Genomic DNA, 19,876 nt, shown 5'->3' on the forward strand with positions numbered 1-19,876 from the left:
TCGTCAGTAGTAGACGTCTTTATAGTTTAAATGTATTAAATCGCACGTTCACTTGCGATTTAATACAGCACCTTTTTTATTGGGATCAGGTTTTGTCTTATCGAGTCAAGACCATTTTCTTGGTTACGCTACCACCTTGAACGTTCAAAGTGTAGTAGTAAATTCCTTCTGCCATTCCAGAACCGTCGATTTGGATGGTGTGGGTGCCTGGTATTTGTTGTCCGGCTTGAGTTGTGAAGATCACGGCACCGGTGAGGTCGTAAACTTCCAATGAAACTTCAGAAGCAGTTTCGAGCGTGTATTCTACGTTCGTGGTGCTGCTGAATGGGTTCGGATAGTTCTTTACGCTTACCAAGTTGCTTGGCAACTCGTCGGTAGAAAGATCATCTTCGATCGTCAAGCTTACGGCGAAGTTGATGTTCTGGGTGAAGTTTTCCCCGTCGATACCTGCGTCGTAGGCGTTGTTCGCATTACAATCGTAGTAGATGTCCGCTCCTGAGGCCGTTGGCAACAATCCAAAGCTTGCGTATTGAGAAAGTTGGCGCCAGCTATTCGTAGCGAACAATGATTCCAATGCTTTAGGAGTAGTACCGGTGCAAATCCCATCTTCGCGGAATCCGGCCGTGATACCGAATGTGTCTTGCTTAGATCCGAAGTAATCAACACGTACACCGAATGGTTCGTTCACGTTGATGTTCGGCAAGAATGGACGTAAAACTGAGTTAGTCCAGTTGTCACCACCCGTAAAGCTAGTATTGGTAGTGATGGTCTCTTCCCACAATACGGTGTTCGTTGGGCGACCGTTGCTGTTCAAGCGCACGATACTTACGCGAACGGTATCCGTTGTTCCGCTGTTGTTCTCGTGACCCATTTGGATCCATACTGTATCAATGGTACAGTTGATCACGTTTCCCCAAGGAATAGTGGTGGTTCCGTTTGGATCGTCAAAAGCCTGAAGCGTTGGGTAAGTAACGATCACGTGGTTGAACTGCAAGTCAGCAGAGTCGGCACGTGAATGCAAGGCCCAAATAACTTCTGTTTGCTCAACTAAGGTCATCCGTTCTTCGGTAGAGCCGTACCAAACGAACATTTCGCTGATTCCTCCGCGGTAGTTCGAAGTAGCCTTCGGGTTGAGGGTGTTCATTGATTGAGTAGGAGTGAGTTTTACGTCACCTGCGGTCTGACGAAGCTGTCCGAAAGCCGCGACTGTTGCCATCATCACGACGGCCAGTAGTACTGATCTTTTCATAACTGTTTATAGATAAATATTAAACGCGAGGTAAAGATAAGCATTACCTCGGGGTTTTTGCAAAATTGAGCGAGTTCTAGTCGGTCACCAAATTGCGTACAAAAGTGTACCCTAAGAAAAGGTGCCATCCGATACGGGTAGTTGAACTGAACTGTGGTTTGGTTCCCGCGAATACGTATGGATTTTGTGGTGGCTGTGCACCGTTGATCCGCTCGGTGTGCTCATAAGCATTCTGCTTTTGAACGTACACGACGCGTTCGCGATTAAGGTCAGAAAGCGATTTGCTTTTAGACTTGAAATTGTTTCCTTCCGGCCCGGTGTTCCATAATCCGGCTTGCGCCCATGTTGTACTAACGGCTAAGGCCAAAACTGCGGTTAAAAGTGTTTTACGAAGCATGATAAGAGTGTTTTGTGTTTCTGGTCTTATCATTTCAACCTATGTGCCAATAGGTTAAGTATCTGAAAATCAGCAATAAAATTAACGTGCCAAATAAAAAACTGTTCCTTAATAAAACATATGTGTACAAGAATAGAACACTTTGGAACAGTCGTTGGTAGGTGTTGTTTCAAATGGGTACAAAAGCAAAGATCCACCCGCGAAGGTGGATCTCTGATCTCACTGTATATTAACCCAAACTTACACTGAGAGGAAAACCTGTCGTCTGGCTACAGACGTTCGTGTTAACGAAAGGTCTACGATTGCTACACCCGACTAAAGCCAATCGCCGTGCCAAAAACGTAAGTACCTGTAAATCAAGCTTGAATATAAATAGGGGCATAGAGGCCCCTATTCTTTTTGTATCAAATCGAAACACATGGTGTTCCATAAACGAACATCAGGATACCATTTCCTCGACTTCGTTTTGATAAGCTTCCATGGGTTCGCAAGAACAAACCAAGTGGCGATCGCCATACGCTTGGTCGATTCGGCGAACTGAGGGCCAAAATTTATTGTGGTTGATCCAAGGCAATGGGAAAGTCGCTTGAGAGCGGCTGTAAGGGTGTTTCCACTCGTCGGCCATAGCCATGTCCAAGGTGTGTGGAGCGTTGACCAATGGGTTGTTGTCCTTGGGCATTTTACCTTCTTCCAGATCTCGAACCTCTTCGCGAATACTGATCATAGTGTCGCAAAAACGATCGAGCTGATTCTTCCCTTCGCTTTCGGTTGGCTCGATCATCAGGGTTCCGGCCACTGGGAAACTCACCGTTGGAGCGTGGAAACCGTAATCCATGAGTCGCTTGGCGATATCCGTTACTTCGATGCCTGATGCAGCTTTAAAATCGCGGCATTCCAAAATGAATTCGTGAGCACATCGGCCATTTTCACCACTATATAATATGCCGTAATGCTTTTCGAGCCGCGCTTTCACGTAATTCGCATTCAAGATGGCGTACTCGGTGCTCTTGGTAAGGCCATCGGCTCCGAGCATTCGGATGTACGCGTAACTGATGAGCAAAATGAGTCCACTTCCCCAGGGAGCCGCGCTTACTGCACTCATACCGTAGGTACCACCGGTACGGATCATCACGTGATTGGGCAAGAACGGTACCAGGTGTTTGGCCACACAAATGGGGCCCATTCCCGGACCTCCACCACCATGTGGAATAGCAAAGGTCTTGTGCAGGTTCAAATGGCAGACATCGGCACCGATCATGCCGGGGCTCGTCAATCCTACCTGCGCGTTCATGTTGGCACCGTCCATATAGACCTGCCCGCCGTTCTCGTGAATGATGCCGGTGATCTCTTTCACGCTCGCCTCGTACACACCATGTGTACTCGGATAGGTGATCATCAAGGCACTCAAATTCTCTTTGTGCTGTTCGGCCTTCGCACGCAGGTCGGCCACGTCGATGTTACCGTGATCGTCACAAGCTACCACCACGACCTTCATTCCGGCCATAACACCCGAGGCCGGATTAGTACCGTGGGCACTGCTTGGGATCAGCACGATATTTCTGTTGTAGTCACCGCGACTCCAGTGGTACTCGCGGATCACCATGAGTCCGGCATACTCGCCTTGAGCGCCCGAATTTGGCTGCAAACTCGTGGCTTCGAGTCCGGTGATCTCGGTCAAATAACGCTCGAGTTCGCGGAGCATCTCTTGGTAACCGGCCGCCTGATCTACTGGTGCAAACGGGTGCACATTCGCCCAAGTTGGCCAGGTCAATGGAATCATCTCAGTCGCGGCATTCAATTTCATGGTGCAGCTTCCGAGCGTGATCATGCTGTGATTCAACGAAAGGTCACGGCGCTCCAATTTTTTAATGTAGCGCATCATATCCGTTTCAGAATGGTACTTTGTGAAAATGTCGTGCTGCATGAATTCAGACGTCCGCTCCACTGATTCCGGATAACGGGTGCCTATCGGCACGATGGCCACCGGCACCTCTACTGTGGCTCCTTTGGCGGTGGCAAATATTTCGAGGATCTCTTGAACATCGCTGAGTCGCGTGGTTTCGTTGAGCGCGATCGAAACGGTGCGGTCATCCACGTACAGGAAGTTCATTTCGTGTTCATCGGCCAATCGGGCGATGGGCTGAATGGAGTCACCGGTCCATAACAACGATTCACCCAAGTCGATCGAAAGGGTGTCGAAAAATGTTTCATTCTTCAACTTGTACCCCAAAGCTTCCAATCCGCCCGCTAGGGCGCAAGTCAAACCATGGATCTTCCGCGCGATGTTGCGCAATCCGCTAGCGCCGTGGTGAACGCCGTACATGCCGGCCATCACGGCCAAAAGCACCTGAGCGGTACAGATGTTCGAAGTCGCTTTATCGCGTTTGATGTGCTGCTCGCGCGTTTGGAGTGCCATGCGCAGAGCGGGCTTTCCGTCGGCGTCCATCGACACCCCGATGATGCGTCCGGGCACGTGGCGCTTGTACGGTTCCAACGTGGCGAAGTAGGCCGCGTGTGGGCCACCGTAACCGAGCGGAATACCGAAACGTTGGGTGGTACCGACCACTACATCGGCACCCCATTCTCCCGGAGGAGTCAAGAGAACCAAGCTCATGATGTCGGCCGCCGCCGCGATCGAGAGTCCGGCCGCTTTCAATTTATCGGCAAAAGGTTTGTAATCATAAGTTTCACCGTTGCTCGCCGGATACTGCAGCAATGCGCCGTAGAACTCATCGGTTGGTTCGAATTCGCGGTGATCTCCTACCACCACTTCGATTCCGACCGGAACCGAGCGGGTCAACAACACGTCGAGAGTTTGTGGAAACACCTCTTTCGATACGAAGAATTTATCAACTCCGGCTTTCTTTTGCTCACGTGAGCGGGCCGCGTGGAGCATGGTCATGGCTTCTGCCGCGGCCGTGGCTTCGTCGAGCAACGACGCGTTGGCGATCTCCATGCCCGTGAGCTCCATGATCATGGTTTGGAAGTTCACCAAGGCCTCGAGGCGCCCTTGGGCGATCTCCGCTTGATAGGGCGTATAGGCGGTATACCATCCCGGATTTTCGAGTACGTTGCGCTGTATTACGCCGGGTAGAACGGTATCGTGATACCCAAGACCTATGTAGTTTCGGTACAGCCGATTCTTGACACCGAGTTCGCGAACGTGCGTCATGAATTCATACTCCGACATGGCCAGTGGCAGGTCGAGCGGTTTCTTCGATCGGATGTCGTCCGGTATTGTTTCATCAATCAATTGTTCGAACGAATCGACGCCAATGGTTTCGAGCATAGGTTCAATATCGTGCGCACGCGGCCCGATATGTCGGTACATAAAAGAATCGGTGTTCATATCTTAGCTCAATTGAGACCGCAAAATTACAAAATGTACCAGCTTCCACGTGCCGCCCGATACCTAGTTTACACGAATATTTTCGTAGCGGGCTGTACCGCGGCATTGGTGCATTCTTCGGTCATTCTGCTGGGCCTAACCGATGCGCATATTACTTGGTTCACTTTCTTTTCGACTTTGGCCTCTTACAATTTTATGCGCTTGTATCAGCTGCTCGATTCGAAAGGCGAGCCGAGAGCGCCCTTGCATTGCTGGGTCGACCAGCATCGCGGGCTTATCGGAGTTTTAGTGGTGGTCGGATTAACCGGGGCGCTGTTTCAATTCTTCCGCTTTCAACCACTGACCCGCTGGTTCATCGTTCCCCTCGGGGCCATATCCTTTTTATATGCCGTACGGATACCCGGAACGGGGGGGCGGCGATTGCGCGAGCTTCCCGGTTTCAAGATATTCTTGATCTCCGTGTTGTGGGCCATGGTCACCGTTACTTTGCCCGCTATTGAAAGTGGTGCCTTCGGCACGATGGAGGGCGCCGTACTTACGCTCGAACGTTTTCTGTTCATTTTCGCCATCACCCTACCGTTCGACATACGCGATTTGCCGTTCGATGGTCCCGATATGTTTACCCTTCCGCAGCACTACGGCATCAACGGGGCCAAAGGTATAGGCCTGTTCGTGTTACTTGCATTGGACCTGGTCTTGGTGCTCGAATGGGGATTGGGGTATTATTCGTTGCCCGAAATGCTCTGGATGATCGGCGTGGCGGAGTTGGCGGCGGTAGCTCTTTTCTTTTCCGATCCCGAGCGACCCGAGCCGTATTTTAGCGTTGGGGTAGAAGGTCTGAGCCTTCTTTGGCTGGGTGCTGTGGCGGTCGCTCAATTGTTTTGAAGTTTCCTACTTTTGGGGCTCCAAACCGATCCGAATGGACTATCAGTTTTCCCTCGATTTTGCACGAACACAAGATTCTGCGGACCCACTGCGCGGTTTTCGCGACGAGTTTTACTTTCCGCAGCACAATGGCCAGGATGTGGTTTATTTAACCGGGAATTCACTGGGCTTGCAGCCCAAACCGGTGAGAGAGTACATTGAGCAAGAATTGGAAGACTGGTCCAAACATGGGGTAGAGGGGCATTTCAATGCCCGCCGCCCGTGGATGCCTTACCACGAGTTTTTTCAGAAGTCATTGGCTCGACTCATGGGCGCCAAAGAGACCGAGGTGGTTCCCATGAACGGCTTGACCACGAATCTTCACTTGTTGATGGTAAGCTTCTTCCGCCCGCAGGGCGCAAGAACCAAAATGCTTACAGAAGCCAAAGCGTTTCCGAGCGACCGGTATGCTGTGGAATCACAACTGAAATTCCACGGCTTGGATCCGGCCGAGCACCTGATCGAGGTAGGGCCTCGCGAGGGTGAGCACACGATTCGCGAAGAGGATGTATTGAAGGCGATCGAGGGTAACGCCGACGAATTGGCTCTCGTGTTTATCGGAGGAGTCAATTATTACAGCGGGCAGCTGTTCGATATGGAAAAGATCACCGAGGCTGCTCGTGCGGTCGGAGCGCGAATTGGCTGGGATTTAGCTCATGCCGCAGGAAACGTGGATCTAAAATTACACGAATGGGGGCCGGATTTTGCCGCGTGGTGTAGTTATAAATACTTAAATTCGGGTCCGGGAAGTGTATCGGGCGTGTTCGTGCACGAACGACATCACCGCGATAAAGAACTTCACCGATTTGCGGGTTGGTGGGGCCATAACAAGGAACGCCGCTTTTTGATGGAACCCGGCTTCGATCCAATCGAGTCGGCCGAGGCTTGGCAGCTCAGTAACACCCCGGTCTTTGCTATGGCACCCCATTTAGCTTCTCTTCACCAATTCGACCGTATGAACCTCGATGATCGCGCGGCCAAGCGTCGTGATCTCACCGGGTATTTGGAGTTCGTCATTAATGACGTGGCCAAGCGGCACAATGCCACGTTCGAGATAATTACGCCAAAAGATAGTGCACAGCGCGGAAGTCAATTGTCCGTTCTCATGCACGGACAGGGCAAGGCACTGTTCGATCGACTATCCGAAAAAGGGGTGATCGCCGATTGGCGTGAGCCGAACGTCATTCGCATGGCACCCGTTCCGATGTACAATAGTTACGAAGATATCTTCCGTTTCGGAACCTATCTGAACGAAGCACTTACCGAATTAAATCATTGATCATGGCACAGAAGATCAACATTAGCGGAGCAGGACTCGTAGGGTCACTGCTTTCTATTTATTTAAAGGACCGCGGGCACGATGTTACCATGTACGAGCGTAGGCCCGACATGCGAAGGACGGACATCTCTGCCGGTAAATCGATCAACCTGGCCATGAGTGACCGCGGTTGGAAAGGCCTGGAAGGCGCGGGAATCGCGGATGAGGTACGCGACGTGGCCATTCCCATGTACAAGCGCGTGATGCACGCCGTAGATGGAACTTTGACCGACCAGCCGTACGGTAAGGAAGGACAGGCTATTTACAGTGTTTCGCGGGGAGGATTGAATGCGCGATTGATGGATCTTGCCGAGAAGAAAGGAGTCAAGATCGAATTCAATCAAAAATGTGCCGACGTGGATCCGGATTCGTCGACAGCGACATTTGAATCGTACGAAACCGGTGAAACGACACAAGTCGGCGGAGATGCATTGTTCGGAACGGACGGTGCGTTCTCGGCTGTACGAGCGGTAATGCAGAAGACGGATCGTTTTACATACAGCCAACAGTACATCGAGCACGGTTATAAAGAACTCAATATTGAGCCAAATGCCGACGGGAGCCACAAACTCGAAAAGAACGCTTTGCATATTTGGCCTCGAGGTCAATACATGCTCATCGCGCTTCCGAATACCGACGGAAGCTTTACCTGTACCTTGTTCTTCCCATATGAAGGCGACCCTAGCTTCGAGACCATTAAGACCAAGGCCGATGTGGAGTCGTTCTTTGAATCTCAGTTCGCCGACGTGATTCCACTGATGCCGGATTACGCCGATCAATATTTTGAGAACCCGACCGCTAGCTTAGTTATTGTTCGCTGCTTCCCATGGAGCCGCAATGGAAAAGTTTGTCTTTTAGGCGATGCTTCGCATGCGATTGTGCCGTTCTACGGGCAAGGGATGAACAGCGGATTTGAGGATTGCTCGGTACTCGCCGAATTGATGGATGAGCACGGCGACGATTGGAAAACCATATTCCCCAAGTTCGAAAAGCTCCGCAAACCGAACTCCGATGCTATAGCCGATCTGGCGATGCGCAACTTCGTGGAGATGCGCGACCTAACTGGTGACCCTCAGTTTTTACTTCAGAAGCAGATCGAGGCGCGTTTTCATCAGAAGTACCCGGAGCAATGGTTGCCGTTGTATTCTATGGTGACTTTTAGTCATATTCCCTATGCCGAAGCATTGGCCGAAGGTCAGCGGCAAGACAGGATCATGGCCGAGATCATGGCGATGCCGTCTATTCACCGCATGTGGGATACGGTAGAGGTTGAGCAAAAGATCCTGGAGTTGCTGAACAAGTACTGATTACTTGAGCACGATCACGCGTTCGCGTTTTACCTGATTTCCTTCACCATCAGTAACGATCAGTACATAGCTGCCTGCCGACAAATGTGCGGTGTCGAATGAGAATCGATGAACACCCATTTGCGTAAAGCGCCTCAATAGCACATCGCTGAATTGTCCATTGACACTGACGATCTCAAAGGTGAGGTTTTCATCGCTGGCCAGAGTGAACTCCATTTCGAAATGATCCTGGCTCGGGTTGGGAAACAGAACTCCCTCAAAGGTTTCGTTAGGTAGGGTAGGATCGTCGTCGATCGTTGGAGCGTGAAGGTGAGCGGCTCGCGTTCCGGTGGTTTTACCGAATCCCGAACGTCCGTAACTACCGGTAGCCCAAACAGCTCCCGGTACGTTGTAGTCGCGTTGCGCACCAGTGTAATCTCCCCACCGCTCTTTGATGCTCGTAAGTACGTTGACGATGCCGTTCCCCTCGAGAATTGGGGTGATCTCGCTGTAACGCCCTTGGTTGTCGAAATAAATGGCACCGAAACTGGCGTATTGTTCCTCACCACTGTACAAGAAGGTAAGCATGGCGTCGTTCTCCAAAAAGCTCTTTCCGGTGTAGGTCAGGCTCGAATATGCGAGGTCCAGCGAATCACGCGAAACAGTGCGCGCCCAAGTTTCGTAGTTGCCCGTCGACACATTCTTTATTCCACCGTGATAGATCCCGGCGCTGTTGTTTCCGAAATCGCGAGAGTTCAAAACGAATTGAATTTGATCGTTTTCGTAAAAGGCATCTTGTACACGTCCGTCGTTAGTGTCGAAGGTCGAGCTTCCTTCTTGGCGCCCTTCGGGCGGAAGGCCATAGGCTTCGTCCATGATCACCGGGGTAATCTCTAGATCGGGATCCCCCAGTCCATGATCGGTCACGTGTACCAAGAATACTGTATCGTTCTGAGGATCCAGGTTTCGCGTATTGAGCAGGTAAAAATCCGGTCCATAGAGGGCCGAACCGCCTTGAACTCCGGTATGGTTGAACATGGTAATGCCACCGTACTCCATGTCATAGTAATAGTTCGTTTCGGTCAGTGTTCCATCGTACATCTGCGGCAGTGGAATCTGCCAGAACGTGGATTCTACATATCCGCTGTTGTTCGACGAACCATTAAGGAAGGTGTTAAAGGTGATGTACAGGTCGTGCGTTGAAATGGAGATGTGAGGGTAGTCGCTCCAAGTATCATTCTCGAGTGGGTTACCGGGCAGCGAGTACAGAAGCCATTCGTCAGAAGGGTCTTCGCTTGCACTAACGGCGATGATGATTTGACTGGTTTCGTAGGTAAAGCCATTTAGCCAAACGGCAATGAATCGATTGGCCACGGGATCGTACACGGCGCGAGGGTCGTATTTACTGTTTCCGAACCCAAGGTCCACACAGAAAGATCCAAGTGAGCTTTGCCACAAAGTGGAGTCGCCATAGAGGTCGTGGCAGCGAATACGCGAGTTGATCACCGCGATGAGGTATCCGTTTTCGGAAACGGCCATGGAATTGTCGTTGGGGATTCCGTCTGCGCTATTTCCGGGCCACTCTTTTACAAGGATGGGGCGTGCAGCGGTATCGACGAGTTCGGTACCCGATGAACGGTGTTTTCCAAAACGCGCATCGGCTTTCCATTTGGCGAGTTCCTTTTCGCTCAATTGTTTTCCGGGCGTCGGTTTTTCGAGGGTGATGAGTTGTGGGGAATAATCGACTCGTGGGGCGAGAGGATCAACGCGAACCGTCTTTGTGGGGGCGACTCGCAGGCGTTTGTAGTTAATCTGGCCGTAGGCCGAAAAAATCAACATCAAAGCGACAAAAGAGAGGAGCGTTCTTTTCATGAAGCTAAAAATAGGGAAAAGCCAACATTTAGGGGCAAATCGACGTTTTTAGGAGTGCAACCCACCGAATGATTTTTTTATCTTCGGTAGTTCACTGATCAGTACCTTGCTCAAAAAGTTTTCGACATACCTATTACTCCTAGGGGTATTCCTGGGCGGCAGCTTCGAGGCTAGCGGTCAATTTTACTATGGAATGCAGCAAGAGTTCGGCAAGAATCGCGTGCAGCACAACGACTTTTTGTGGTCGTATTATCGATTCGAGCGTTACGATGTTTACTACTATAAGGAGGGAAAAGAGCTCGCTGAGTTTGCCGCTCGCGAGGCCGACCTGCACTTGAAGGAGATCGAGAAGTACCTCGATTTTCCGGTCGATGATCGCCTACAGATCCTCGTGTTCAACAACATGAGTGACCTCAAGCAGAGCAACATCAACCTGAGTACGGAGGAAGATTATAACACGGGTGGGCAAACGACCATTGTGGGAACGCGCATGTTCGTGTATTTCAACGGTGATCACAACGATTTTATTAGGCAAATTCGAGCTGGGATAGCGGAGATCGTGATTCAGAATTTGATCTATGGGGGCAGTTTGAAGGACGCCGTTCGAAGCAGTACGTTGGTTCATTTGCCGCCTTGGTATACCGAGGGCTTGAAGAGCTTTATCGCACAGCCATGGAATGTGGAGATCGACAGCCGAGTTCGCGACGGTATTTTGAGCGGTAAGTACAAGCGCTTCAATTCGCTCACGGGTGAAGATGCGCGCTACGCCGGACATAGTTTCTGGAATTACGTGGTGAATACCTATGGCGAAAAAGTGCTTCCGCACATCCTGTTCATGACCATCATCAATCGCAATGTCGACAGTGGATTCCTGTTCGTGTTGGGGTCGTCGCTAACCACGGTGGCTGAGGATTGGATGGAGTATTACGACAAGCGTTACGGTGTGCTCGAAGGTTTTGAGCCGCCCGACACTGAAGAGCTCCGGAGGTCGAAGAAAGATCAGGTTTTTTTTCAGTTCAGGTATAGTCCGACCGGAAGTCACTACGCCTATGTTCGGAACGAGCTGGGTTTGTACAAAGTGTACTTGGTAGATATCCGAAAAGACAAGAAAAAGAAGATCATAAAGAAAGGGTTTCGGATCGCGCAGAATACCGATTACAGTTATCCTTTACTGACTTGGCACCCGACGGGAAATTTCCTGATGATGATCTATGAAGAAAAGGGGTTGACCTACATGGGAATCTACGACCTGCGTAAGAAGAAGTTCGAGTCGCGCCCCATGTATACCTTTAATAAGATCATCAATATCTCTTACGCTCAGGATGGTCGTCGATTGTTGTTGTCGGCAGTTCGCCGGGGTCAGACCGACGTATATATCTACGATGTTGTATCGAACACCTTTGAGCAATTGACCAACGATATCTACGACGACCACCATCCGCAGTTCATCATGGATGATAAATACGTAGTGTTTGCGTCGAACCGATTGGGCGATACATTGAACGTACCTGATACTCTTTTCGGTTTTGCGCCGACCACCGATTTGTTTTGGTACGATTACAAGAATGGCGGAAATCAATTGCGTCGTTTGACCAATACTCGGCACATTAACGAAGAGGTGCCTTATGAGTACCAGCCCGGTTATATTTCATACCTGAGCGACCAAGGAGGTACTCGAAATCGCCATATGGTTCATATTGATAGCGCTGTGGACTACGTGGATACGACGACGCACTATCGTTATATCTACGACGATTTTCAAGTGACGAATTACCCGTGGAATATCATTCAGCAATCGGGGAATAGTTTTTCGAACCGACTTGGATTCATTCATTACGAGAACGGGCGATTCAGGTTAAAAGAAACAGAATTTATTCCGGCCGATGAACTCCGAGAAATAACTGCTGAGAGTCCGCTCGTAGACCCGGTGCCGAGAACTCGTAAAGAGTATAATTTCGAAGTCGGGGTGATCAAAGAGGTTCGCGAAGCAGAGGTGGTTCGCGAGATTGATATCAACAACTACATCTTTGGAGAAGAGATATATAAGAAATTCAACCAAGAACCCGAACGTTTTTCGAAAGGTCAAGAAACGGCCGTAGATAGTGGTCAGGCTCCAAGTGAAGAGCGGAAGGATGTTCCCCAGGTACAGTTCCTTAAAGATAATGTGGCCAAGGCCGGTTCGTCTGCGAGTAAGAACTTCAAGATCCCTCAGGCTCGAAACTATGTAACGGCCTTTTTCACTGATTTCTTCACAGCTCAAGTAGATAATAGCTTCATCAACGAAACGTATCAGCCTTTTACAGGTGGTCAGCCCTTATTCTTGAACCCAAGCTTTAACGGACTCTTCAAGATCGGCCTGGGCGACTTGATGGAGAACTACAAGATCATAGGTGCTTTCCGCCTGTCTGTTGACCTTAATAACAACGAATTCTTCTTGGTATTCAAGGATCTCAAGCATCGGCTCGATAAGAGTTTGATCCTGCATCGTCGTGGCCAAAGGGCATTCCTCAACAACAACTTGGTCATTAAGACACAGACTCATGAAGTGACCTACAAAGTGAGCTGGCCCTTTAGTGAGGTGTTTGCGGTAACCTGGTCAGGTACTTATCGTTTTGATCAAAATGTATTACTCGCCACCGACCAGGTAACCCTCGACCAACCTAATTTCCAACGACAGTGGGTGAGTGGTAAAGGCGCACTCGTGTTTGACAACACGATCAATAAAGGTCTGAACTTGTACGAAGGCTCTCGATGGAAGATCTTCGGTGAGTATTATCAAAACCTGACTTCGGGTGGCTATACTGTAACGGCCGGATTCGATTTCAGGAAGTACTTGCCGATTCACCGAAGCATTATTTGGGCCAATCGATTTGCGGGTGGATCGAGCTGGGGTAACGAGAAGCTGGCTTATTTCATGGGAGGGGTCGATAACTGGTTCAGTCCGAGGTACGACAACACGACCCCGATCGATTTCGGTCAGAATTACGTATTCCAAACCTTGGCTACTCCATTGCGTGGTTTCAACCAGAATATCCGAAACGGAACGTCGTTCGCGGTATTGAATTCTGAACTGCGTATTCCATTATTCCGGTACCTATTCAATCGTCCGCTACGATCCGATTTCTTAACGAACTTCCAGATCGTCGGATTTGCGGACGTCGGTACGGCCTTGACCGGTTTGAGCCCTTACAGCGAAGAGAACTTCCTGAACACTGAAACCATAACTCAAGGGCCCATCACCGTCAATTTGAACACCCAAGTGGAGCCCATCGTCGCGGGGTACGGATTCGGGCTTCGCACGCGAATGCTTGGCTACTTCATCAAGGCGGACTGGGCCTGGGGCTGGGAAGACGGAGTGGTTCGCGACAATATCTTTTACATATCTTTAGGACTCGACTTCTAGTAGAGTCCTATGAATTTGTCTACCATCCTCATTCTTATTTTTATCGGCCTCGCGGCCGGAATATTATCCGGACTCGTCGGGGTCGGCGGTGGCATCCTGATGGTACCAGCCATGGTCTTTTTTCTTGGCCTTTCGCAACACGCCGCCCAAGGAACGAGTTTGGCCGTGATGCTTCCACCCGTCGGGATCATGGCCTGCATCAACTACTACAAAGCTGGAGCCCTCGATTGGAAATTCGCCCTTGTCATCGCGATCACTTTCGTGGTGGGAGGTTACTTCGGTAGTAAAATGGCCATCGCTATCGATCAACGTATGCTTAAAAAGATCTTTGGGGTGATCATGTTGCTGGCGGCCCTGAAACTGATTTTCTCAAAATAGCCATTAGCCATGAGCTTGTTGGTTTCAATGGAACCAACAGAGGTTTAAAATTTTCGATTAACGAAAAGGAGCAGAGCTGCTTGGTGGAACGGAAAGAGCTAACGCTAAAGCTAAAGCTAACGCTTTAGTTAGCCACCTCGCTCAAGAACTTAATGCGCATCAAGCGAAGTTCTTCGTCTGAGTACTCCTCGTCGAATTCGTCCATGGCTTCTTCGATGGAATCGGTATCGGCTTCTTCCATGAAGTAATTGAATATCTCTTCTTGTTGCTCTTCGTCGAGCATCTCATCGATGTAGTAATCGATGTTCACCTTCGTACCCGAGTATACGATGCGCTCGATCTCGGTCAGGAGATCGTCCATTTCCAAGTTCTTGGCTGCGGCAATATCTTCCAGAGGTAATTTGCGGTCCGTACTTTGGATGATGTAGACCTTGAGGCCCGACTTGTTCACTACGGTCTTTACGACCATGTCCTCCGGACGCTCGATGTTGTTGTCTTGGACATACCTTTCGATCAGCTCCAGGAACGGCTTTCCGAATTTGCGCGCCTTTCCTTCGCCCACGCCGAAGATGTTCTTCATTTCATCTTGGGTGATCGGATATTGAATGGCCATGTCTTCCAGTGATGATTCTTGGAAGATCGCGTAGGGAGGAAGCCCTTTTTTAGAGGCTGCCTTTTTGCGCAAGTCGCGCAGCATCTTCACCAATTCTTGATCTGCACCTCCGGTATTTCCGGTCGACGCATTGGACTCGTCGGCCTCGGCGGCGATATCGTAATAATGATCCTCCGCCAACATGAGCGACTTCGGACTCTGTAAAAACTCTTCTCCCTTTGGCGTTATCTTCAGAATACCATAGGTTTCGATCTCTTTGCGCAAAAGGTCAGCTACGATAGCCTGTCGATAAACCATGCGCCAAAAAGCCATATCCTTATCTTTTCCGCTCCCAAATCCGGGCCGGCTATCGAGTTTGTACGTTTCGATGGTGGCGTTTCGAATGCCCGATAGGTATTTCGACAAGTCTTCGATCTTGAATCGCTCCTTCGTGTCGCGCACCACTTGTAAGGCTTTCTGAACGTACTCTTTTCCTTCGAAATGCTCTTTAGGGTAACGCTGGTTGTCGTCCATGCCGACTCCGTCGCCATTCTTCTCATCCCATTCTTCACCGAAGTAGTGTGAAATGAATTTACGTCGGCTCATGCTCGTTTCAGCATAAGCCACAACTTCTTGCAAAAGCTGATGTCCTACTTCTTGTTCAGCCACGGGTTTACCCCGCATGAACTTCTCGAGCTTTTCGATATCCTTATAACTATAGAACGCGATACAAACCCCTTCGCCACCGTCTCGACCGGCGCGCCCTGTCTCCTGATAGTAGCTCTCGAGTGATTTCGGGATGTCGTGGTGCAATACAAATCGCACGTCAGGTTTGTCGATTCCCATTCCAAAGGCGATCGTAGCAACGATAACCTCTACATCTTCCATCAAGAATGCATCTTGATGCTTGGCTCGTGTGCCCGCGTCGAGTCCTGCGTGGTACGGCAAGGCTTTTATTCCGTTTACCTGCAAGGTCTCGGCAAGTTCTTCTACTTTTTTCCGCGACAAACAGTAGATGATCCCCGACTTCTCTGGCCGGGACTTAACATACTTAATGATCTCTTTGACCACATTTACCTTGGGTCGAATCTCATAATAAAGATTCGGTCTGTTGAAAGAGTCCTTGAAAACACGAGCTCCCTCCATGCCGAGGCTCTTTTGAATATCTTCTTGCACTTTAGGTGTGGCCGTGGCGGTCAGCGCTATGATCGGTGCCCGCTGGATTTTCGACATGATCGTGCGTAAATTCCGATACTCAGGTCTAAAATCGTGACCCCATTCCGAAATACAGTGTGCCTCGTCGATAGCGTAAAACGAAACCTGAGTCTGCTTCAGAAATTCAATGTTCTCGTCCTTGGTGAGCGATTCCGGAGCGACGTATAATAACTTGGTGACACCGCTAAGAATATCTTCCTTCACCCGAGCGATCTCTTTCTTGGTCAAAGAGCTATTGATTACGTGCGCTACTCCTTCGTCTTCGCTGAATCCGCGAATGGCGTCGACCTGGTTCTTCATGAGGGCGATCAAGGGCGATACTACGATCGCCGTTCCTTCGCTCATGAGTGCCGGAAGCTGATAGCACAAACTCTTTCCACCACCCGTGGGCATTATGACGAAGGTGTCGTTGCCATCGAGCAAACTTTGGACGATTGCGTCTTGCTGACCTTTGAATTGGTCAAAGCCAAAATACTGTTTAAGCGATTTCTTTAAAGGGGGAGACATAGCGGGCCCTTCGAGTGTTACGGTTTTTAAATACTTTTGTAGCGCAGCGTTGCACTCATTTTTAGGGTACTAAATTAAATTTAGTGCATTTTGGCAAGTTGACCAACCAATCCGCCACATTCACTTGGAACATTTCGATAAAATCATATCATCAGCCCAACGGACCATCGCCATCGAGACCCAAGCGATACAGGGCCTTAACGAACAAATCGACCGATCGTTCGCCGAAGCGGTCGATACCATTTATCGCTCTGCGGGCCGAGTTATTGTGACCGGCATCGGAAAAAGCGCGAACATCGGCCACAAGATCGTCGCTACCCTCAACAGCACGGGTACCCCGGCAGTTTTTATGCACGCGGCAGACGCACTGCACGGCGATTTGGGGATCGTGCAAAAGAACGACGTGATCCTCGCGCTATCGCACAGCGGAAACACCCCGGAGATCAAGGCGCTGCTTCCGCTGATCAAGAATATGGGCAATAAACTTGTGGGCCTCACGGCCCGAAGGGGTAGTTATCTGGGTAAACAAGCCGATTTCGTTCTGTGTACTGCTGTCGAAGAAGAAGCATGCCCGAATAACCTGGCACCTACTTCGAGCACGACGGCACAGTTGATCATGGGCGATGCAATTGCCGTAGCTCTGCTTGAGCTGCGCGATTTTAGCTCAGAAGATTTTGCCCGTTATCACCCGGGCGGAAGCCTCGGGAAACGATTATATGTAAGGGTGGGTGATCTTTATACCCAGAATGAACGTCCGGCCGTTGAGGCCGACGCCTCGGTAAAAGAAGTAATCGTAGAGATCTCGAGTAAGCGTCTCGGCATTACCGCGGTGCTCGAAAACGAAAAATTGATCGGGGTGGTCACGGACGGAGACCTACGTCGCATGATGGAACGCGAAGACGACGTAATGACCGTGAAGGCCAAAGATATCATGACCCCGAACCCCCAACACGCTGCACCTAAATCGCTTGCGGCCGAAGCGCTCCACCAAATGGAGGGCAAGAACATTACCCAGCTCGTGGTCGTTGAAGAAGGCCAATACAAAGGCATCATTCACCTGCACGATATCCTGAAAGAAGGAATCATTTGATATGAGTGACGAGCGAAAGCAAGAGAAAGCGGAACAACGACAACGGCTGATCGATGGTGAAGGCGCCGAAATGGGATTTCTCGATCACCTCGAGATCCTCCGGTGGCACCTCATTCGCTCTGCGGCCGTGGTCATTGGACTCGCCATCGTGGCCTTTGCCGCCAAGCGTATAGTCTTTGATGTGATCATCTTCGGACCCAAGAACGCCGATTTCATCACCTACCGTATGTTCTGCAAATTGTCGCAAGCTCTCGGACTCGACGATGCGCTTTGCATGACCGAACTGCCCTTCACGCTTCAGAATATCGATATGGCAGGGCAATTCACCACCCATATCTGGGTGGGCCTCGTGGCCGGATTCATCGTCGGGTTCCCCTACGTGCTCTGGGAAGTATGGCGTTTCATCAAACCCGGACTCAAAAAGAGCGAAAGCCGATATGCCCGCGGAGTCGTTTTCTTGAGTTGACTGCTTTTCATGGCCGGCGTGAGCTTCGGGTATTTTATGATCTCACCTCTTTCGGTCAACTTTCTCGGGAGCTATACCGTGAGCCAGCAAGTCGCCAACGAGATCAATTTGGGTAGTTTTATTTCCACCGTGACAACCGTAACGCTCGCGACCGGAATCATATTCGAGCTGCCTATTTTGGTGTATTTCCTTACTAAACTCGGACTCCTCACGCCAGCCATGATGAAGACCTATCGCCGTCACGCCATCGTGGTCACGGTGATTCTTTCGGCCATCATTACGCCGCCCGATATCGCCAGCCAAGTGCTCGTATCGCTCCCCTTACTCATACTTTATGAGATCAGCATCTTTATATCGGCTCGAGTGATCCGAAACCAACGAAAAGCAAAAGCTCATGGCTAACATCGTCGAAGAGTTTAACGAAAACCGCAGTCGCCTGAACAACCTTATTCTCGAGGCCGATAACAAGGTGATCAAGCGGATATTCAATCTCGATACCAACGCCTTTATGGAGGGGGCGCTCGACGTGCCCACTAAGGAACTTATCGGTCTGGTGGCCTCTCTCGTGCTGTGGTGCGATGACTGCATTAAATACCACCTCGGTCGCTGTCACGCAGTCGGCCTCACCAAGGAACAGACCTTCGAAGCCCTGGCCATTGGTCAACTCATCGGCGGAACCATCGTGATCCCACACCTGCGCAGAGCTGCCGAATACTGGGACGCACTCGAATCTGAAGGTAAATGAGGGCCATCGCGCTCATTCCCGTCCTCTCTTTTTTTCTCGGGGCCTGCGGCCCGAATGTTTCCGCTATCTACACCGAGGAGATTTCCTTTGTTTCACAGGGCGACACCCTCTTCGGGGTCATTAGCAAACCGAAAGACGATGGACCTTTTCCGGCCGTAGTGATGATCCACGGTTCGTCGCCGGCGACCCGAAAGAACTTCCAGGAGTACACGCGTTCCTTCGTTCATCAAGGCATCGCCGTACTCAATTACGACAAGCGGGGATGTGGCGTCTCGGGCGGATCGATGTGGAAGGCCAACTTCGCCGACCTAGGTGCCGATTCGGCGGCGGCACTCGAGCATCTGGCCGCTAGGCCATATACCGATACAACCCGTTTGGGCTACTGGGCCATTGGTCAAGGCACTTGGGTGATGCACTTGGCAAACGAGCGCGCACGGGCCGATTTCTTGGTGGGCATTTCGGCACCGACCATTACTCCGCGCGATCAAATTAGGTATCACATATCATCCATCATCGTGGAGAATGGCGGTACGGAGGCCTTTGCGGAGCAGTTCAATACGTATTTGACGGGGTATATTGACTATTTGCGCACCCGAGAGGGTTATGTGGATTGGATGCGGAAAGATTCACTCTTGAGGGCCGATGAGCGCATGCGCTGGCTGGGTGATTTTTTCGCCTTTAGCGCTCTCGTTCACCGATCTCCGCCCGAGGAATTGCCACCGTTTGCGGAGTGTCAGGTAAATCCGAGTGCCCGGAACCTCGACTTTGATCCGCTGCCGTATTACGAGCGACTCGATGAGCCGGTACTGCTGGTTTATGGGCGCAACGATAATAGTCTGCCGCTGCGCGATTGCCTCGAGAGAGTGCTGCCGACTGCGCGGCGCAAAGGGCAGATACAGTTCAAAGCTTACTTCAACGCCGATCATGGACTGCGCGAGAAATTCGCCGGTGGTGATCGTCATCCGGAAGGATATATAGCTTCCTAAGTTCGACTTTTCTAAATTTCATTAGGCTTAAGACCAGAAGATTATTTACTAACGATTAAATATAGGTCTTGAAATTGAATCCCCCTCTTTAACGGGAAG

The 19,876-nt window shown here is 50.4% G+C and carries 13 protein-coding genes and 1 pseudogene; 9 read left to right on the plus strand and 5 right to left on the minus strand.

The window, feature by feature from the left end; all coding sequences use genetic code 11:
- Positions 1-97: 97 nt before the first annotated feature.
- The 3 genes from J4F31_08505 to gcvP form a co-directional block, all read right to left on the minus strand.
- Positions 98-1,249, minus strand: a complete 1,152-nt coding sequence (locus J4F31_08505) for a T9SS type A sorting domain-containing protein (GenBank protein MCE2496602.1) — start codon at positions 1,247-1,249, stop codon at positions 98-100.
- 76 nt (positions 1,250-1,325) lie between these two features.
- On the minus strand, positions 1,326-1,646 hold the full coding sequence (locus J4F31_08510; GenBank protein ID MCE2496603.1) for a hypothetical protein: 321 nt from the start codon (positions 1,644-1,646) through the stop codon (positions 1,326-1,328).
- A 439-nt stretch (positions 1,647-2,085) separates the two neighbouring features.
- Positions 2,086-4,995, minus strand: coding sequence for an aminomethyl-transferring glycine dehydrogenase (gene gcvP / locus J4F31_08515; protein ID MCE2496604.1), 2,910 nt, complete (start codon positions 4,993-4,995; stop codon positions 2,086-2,088).
- Between the two features lie 33 nt (positions 4,996-5,028).
- Here gcvP and J4F31_08520 point away from each other — a divergent pair, with 33 nt between their 5' ends.
- The 3 genes from J4F31_08520 to J4F31_08530 are packed head-to-tail and all read left to right on the plus strand — an operon-like array spanning position 5,029 to position 8,544.
- The gene (locus J4F31_08520; GenBank protein MCE2496605.1) at positions 5,029-5,880 is read left to right on the plus strand and encodes a hypothetical protein; all 852 of its coding nucleotides are present in this window, start codon (positions 5,029-5,031) and stop codon (positions 5,878-5,880) included.
- Positions 5,881-5,914: 34 nt separating this feature from the next.
- Positions 5,915-7,198: a kynureninase gene (kynU, locus tag J4F31_08525; GenBank protein MCE2496606.1), complete on the plus strand. Its 1,284-nt coding sequence runs from the start codon at positions 5,915-5,917 to the stop codon at positions 7,196-7,198.
- The gene (locus tag J4F31_08530; protein MCE2496607.1) at positions 7,195-8,544 is read left to right on the plus strand and encodes an FAD-dependent monooxygenase; all 1,350 of its coding nucleotides are present in this window, start codon (positions 7,195-7,197) and stop codon (positions 8,542-8,544) included. The genes kynU and J4F31_08530 overlap by 4 nt, the downstream gene beginning before the upstream one ends.
- Here J4F31_08530 and J4F31_08535 read toward each other — a convergent pair whose 3' ends face one another.
- On the minus strand, positions 8,545-10,395 hold the full coding sequence (locus J4F31_08535; protein ID MCE2496608.1) for a T9SS type A sorting domain-containing protein: 1,851 nt from the start codon (positions 10,393-10,395) through the stop codon (positions 8,545-8,547).
- 193 nt (positions 10,396-10,588) lie between these two features.
- Here J4F31_08535 and J4F31_08540 point away from each other — a divergent pair, with 193 nt between their 5' ends.
- Positions 10,589-13,798: a hypothetical protein gene (locus tag J4F31_08540; protein ID MCE2496609.1), complete on the plus strand. Its 3,210-nt coding sequence runs from the start codon at positions 10,589-10,591 to the stop codon at positions 13,796-13,798.
- Positions 13,799-13,807: 9 nt separating this feature from the next.
- The gene (locus J4F31_08545; GenBank protein MCE2496610.1) at positions 13,808-14,176 is read left to right on the plus strand and encodes a sulfite exporter TauE/SafE family protein; all 369 of its coding nucleotides are present in this window, start codon (positions 13,808-13,810) and stop codon (positions 14,174-14,176) included.
- A gap of 124 nt (positions 14,177-14,300) precedes the next feature.
- Here J4F31_08545 and J4F31_08550 read toward each other — a convergent pair whose 3' ends face one another.
- Positions 14,301-16,490 (minus strand): RecQ family ATP-dependent DNA helicase, encoded by a 2,190-nt coding sequence (locus J4F31_08550; protein MCE2496611.1) that lies wholly within the window; start codon positions 16,488-16,490, stop codon positions 14,301-14,303.
- 124 nt (positions 16,491-16,614) lie between these two features.
- Between J4F31_08550 and J4F31_08555 the strand changes: the two genes are divergently transcribed.
- From J4F31_08555 to J4F31_08570, 4 genes and pseudogenes are all read left to right on the plus strand, one after another.
- Complete coding sequence (locus J4F31_08555; protein ID MCE2496612.1) at positions 16,615-17,580, plus strand: KpsF/GutQ family sugar-phosphate isomerase; 966 nt, start codon at positions 16,615-16,617, stop codon at positions 17,578-17,580.
- Between the two features lie 70 nt (positions 17,581-17,650).
- A pseudogene (gene tatC, locus J4F31_08560) lies at positions 17,651-18,448 on the plus strand (twin-arginine translocase subunit TatC).
- Positions 18,441-18,791, plus strand: coding sequence for a carboxymuconolactone decarboxylase family protein (locus J4F31_08565; GenBank protein ID MCE2496613.1), 351 nt, complete (start codon positions 18,441-18,443; stop codon positions 18,789-18,791). The pseudogene tatC and the gene J4F31_08565 overlap by 8 nt, the downstream one beginning before the upstream one ends.
- On the plus strand, positions 18,788-19,777 hold the full coding sequence (locus J4F31_08570; protein ID MCE2496614.1) for an alpha/beta hydrolase: 990 nt from the start codon (positions 18,788-18,790) through the stop codon (positions 19,775-19,777). The genes J4F31_08565 and J4F31_08570 overlap by 4 nt, the downstream gene beginning before the upstream one ends.
- The last annotated feature ends 99 nt before the right edge of the window (positions 19,778-19,876 follow it).

The organism is Flavobacteriales bacterium (genome assembly GCA_021296215.1).
Classification (GTDB): Bacteria; Bacteroidota; Bacteroidia; order Flavobacteriales; family ECT2AJA-044; genus ECT2AJA-044.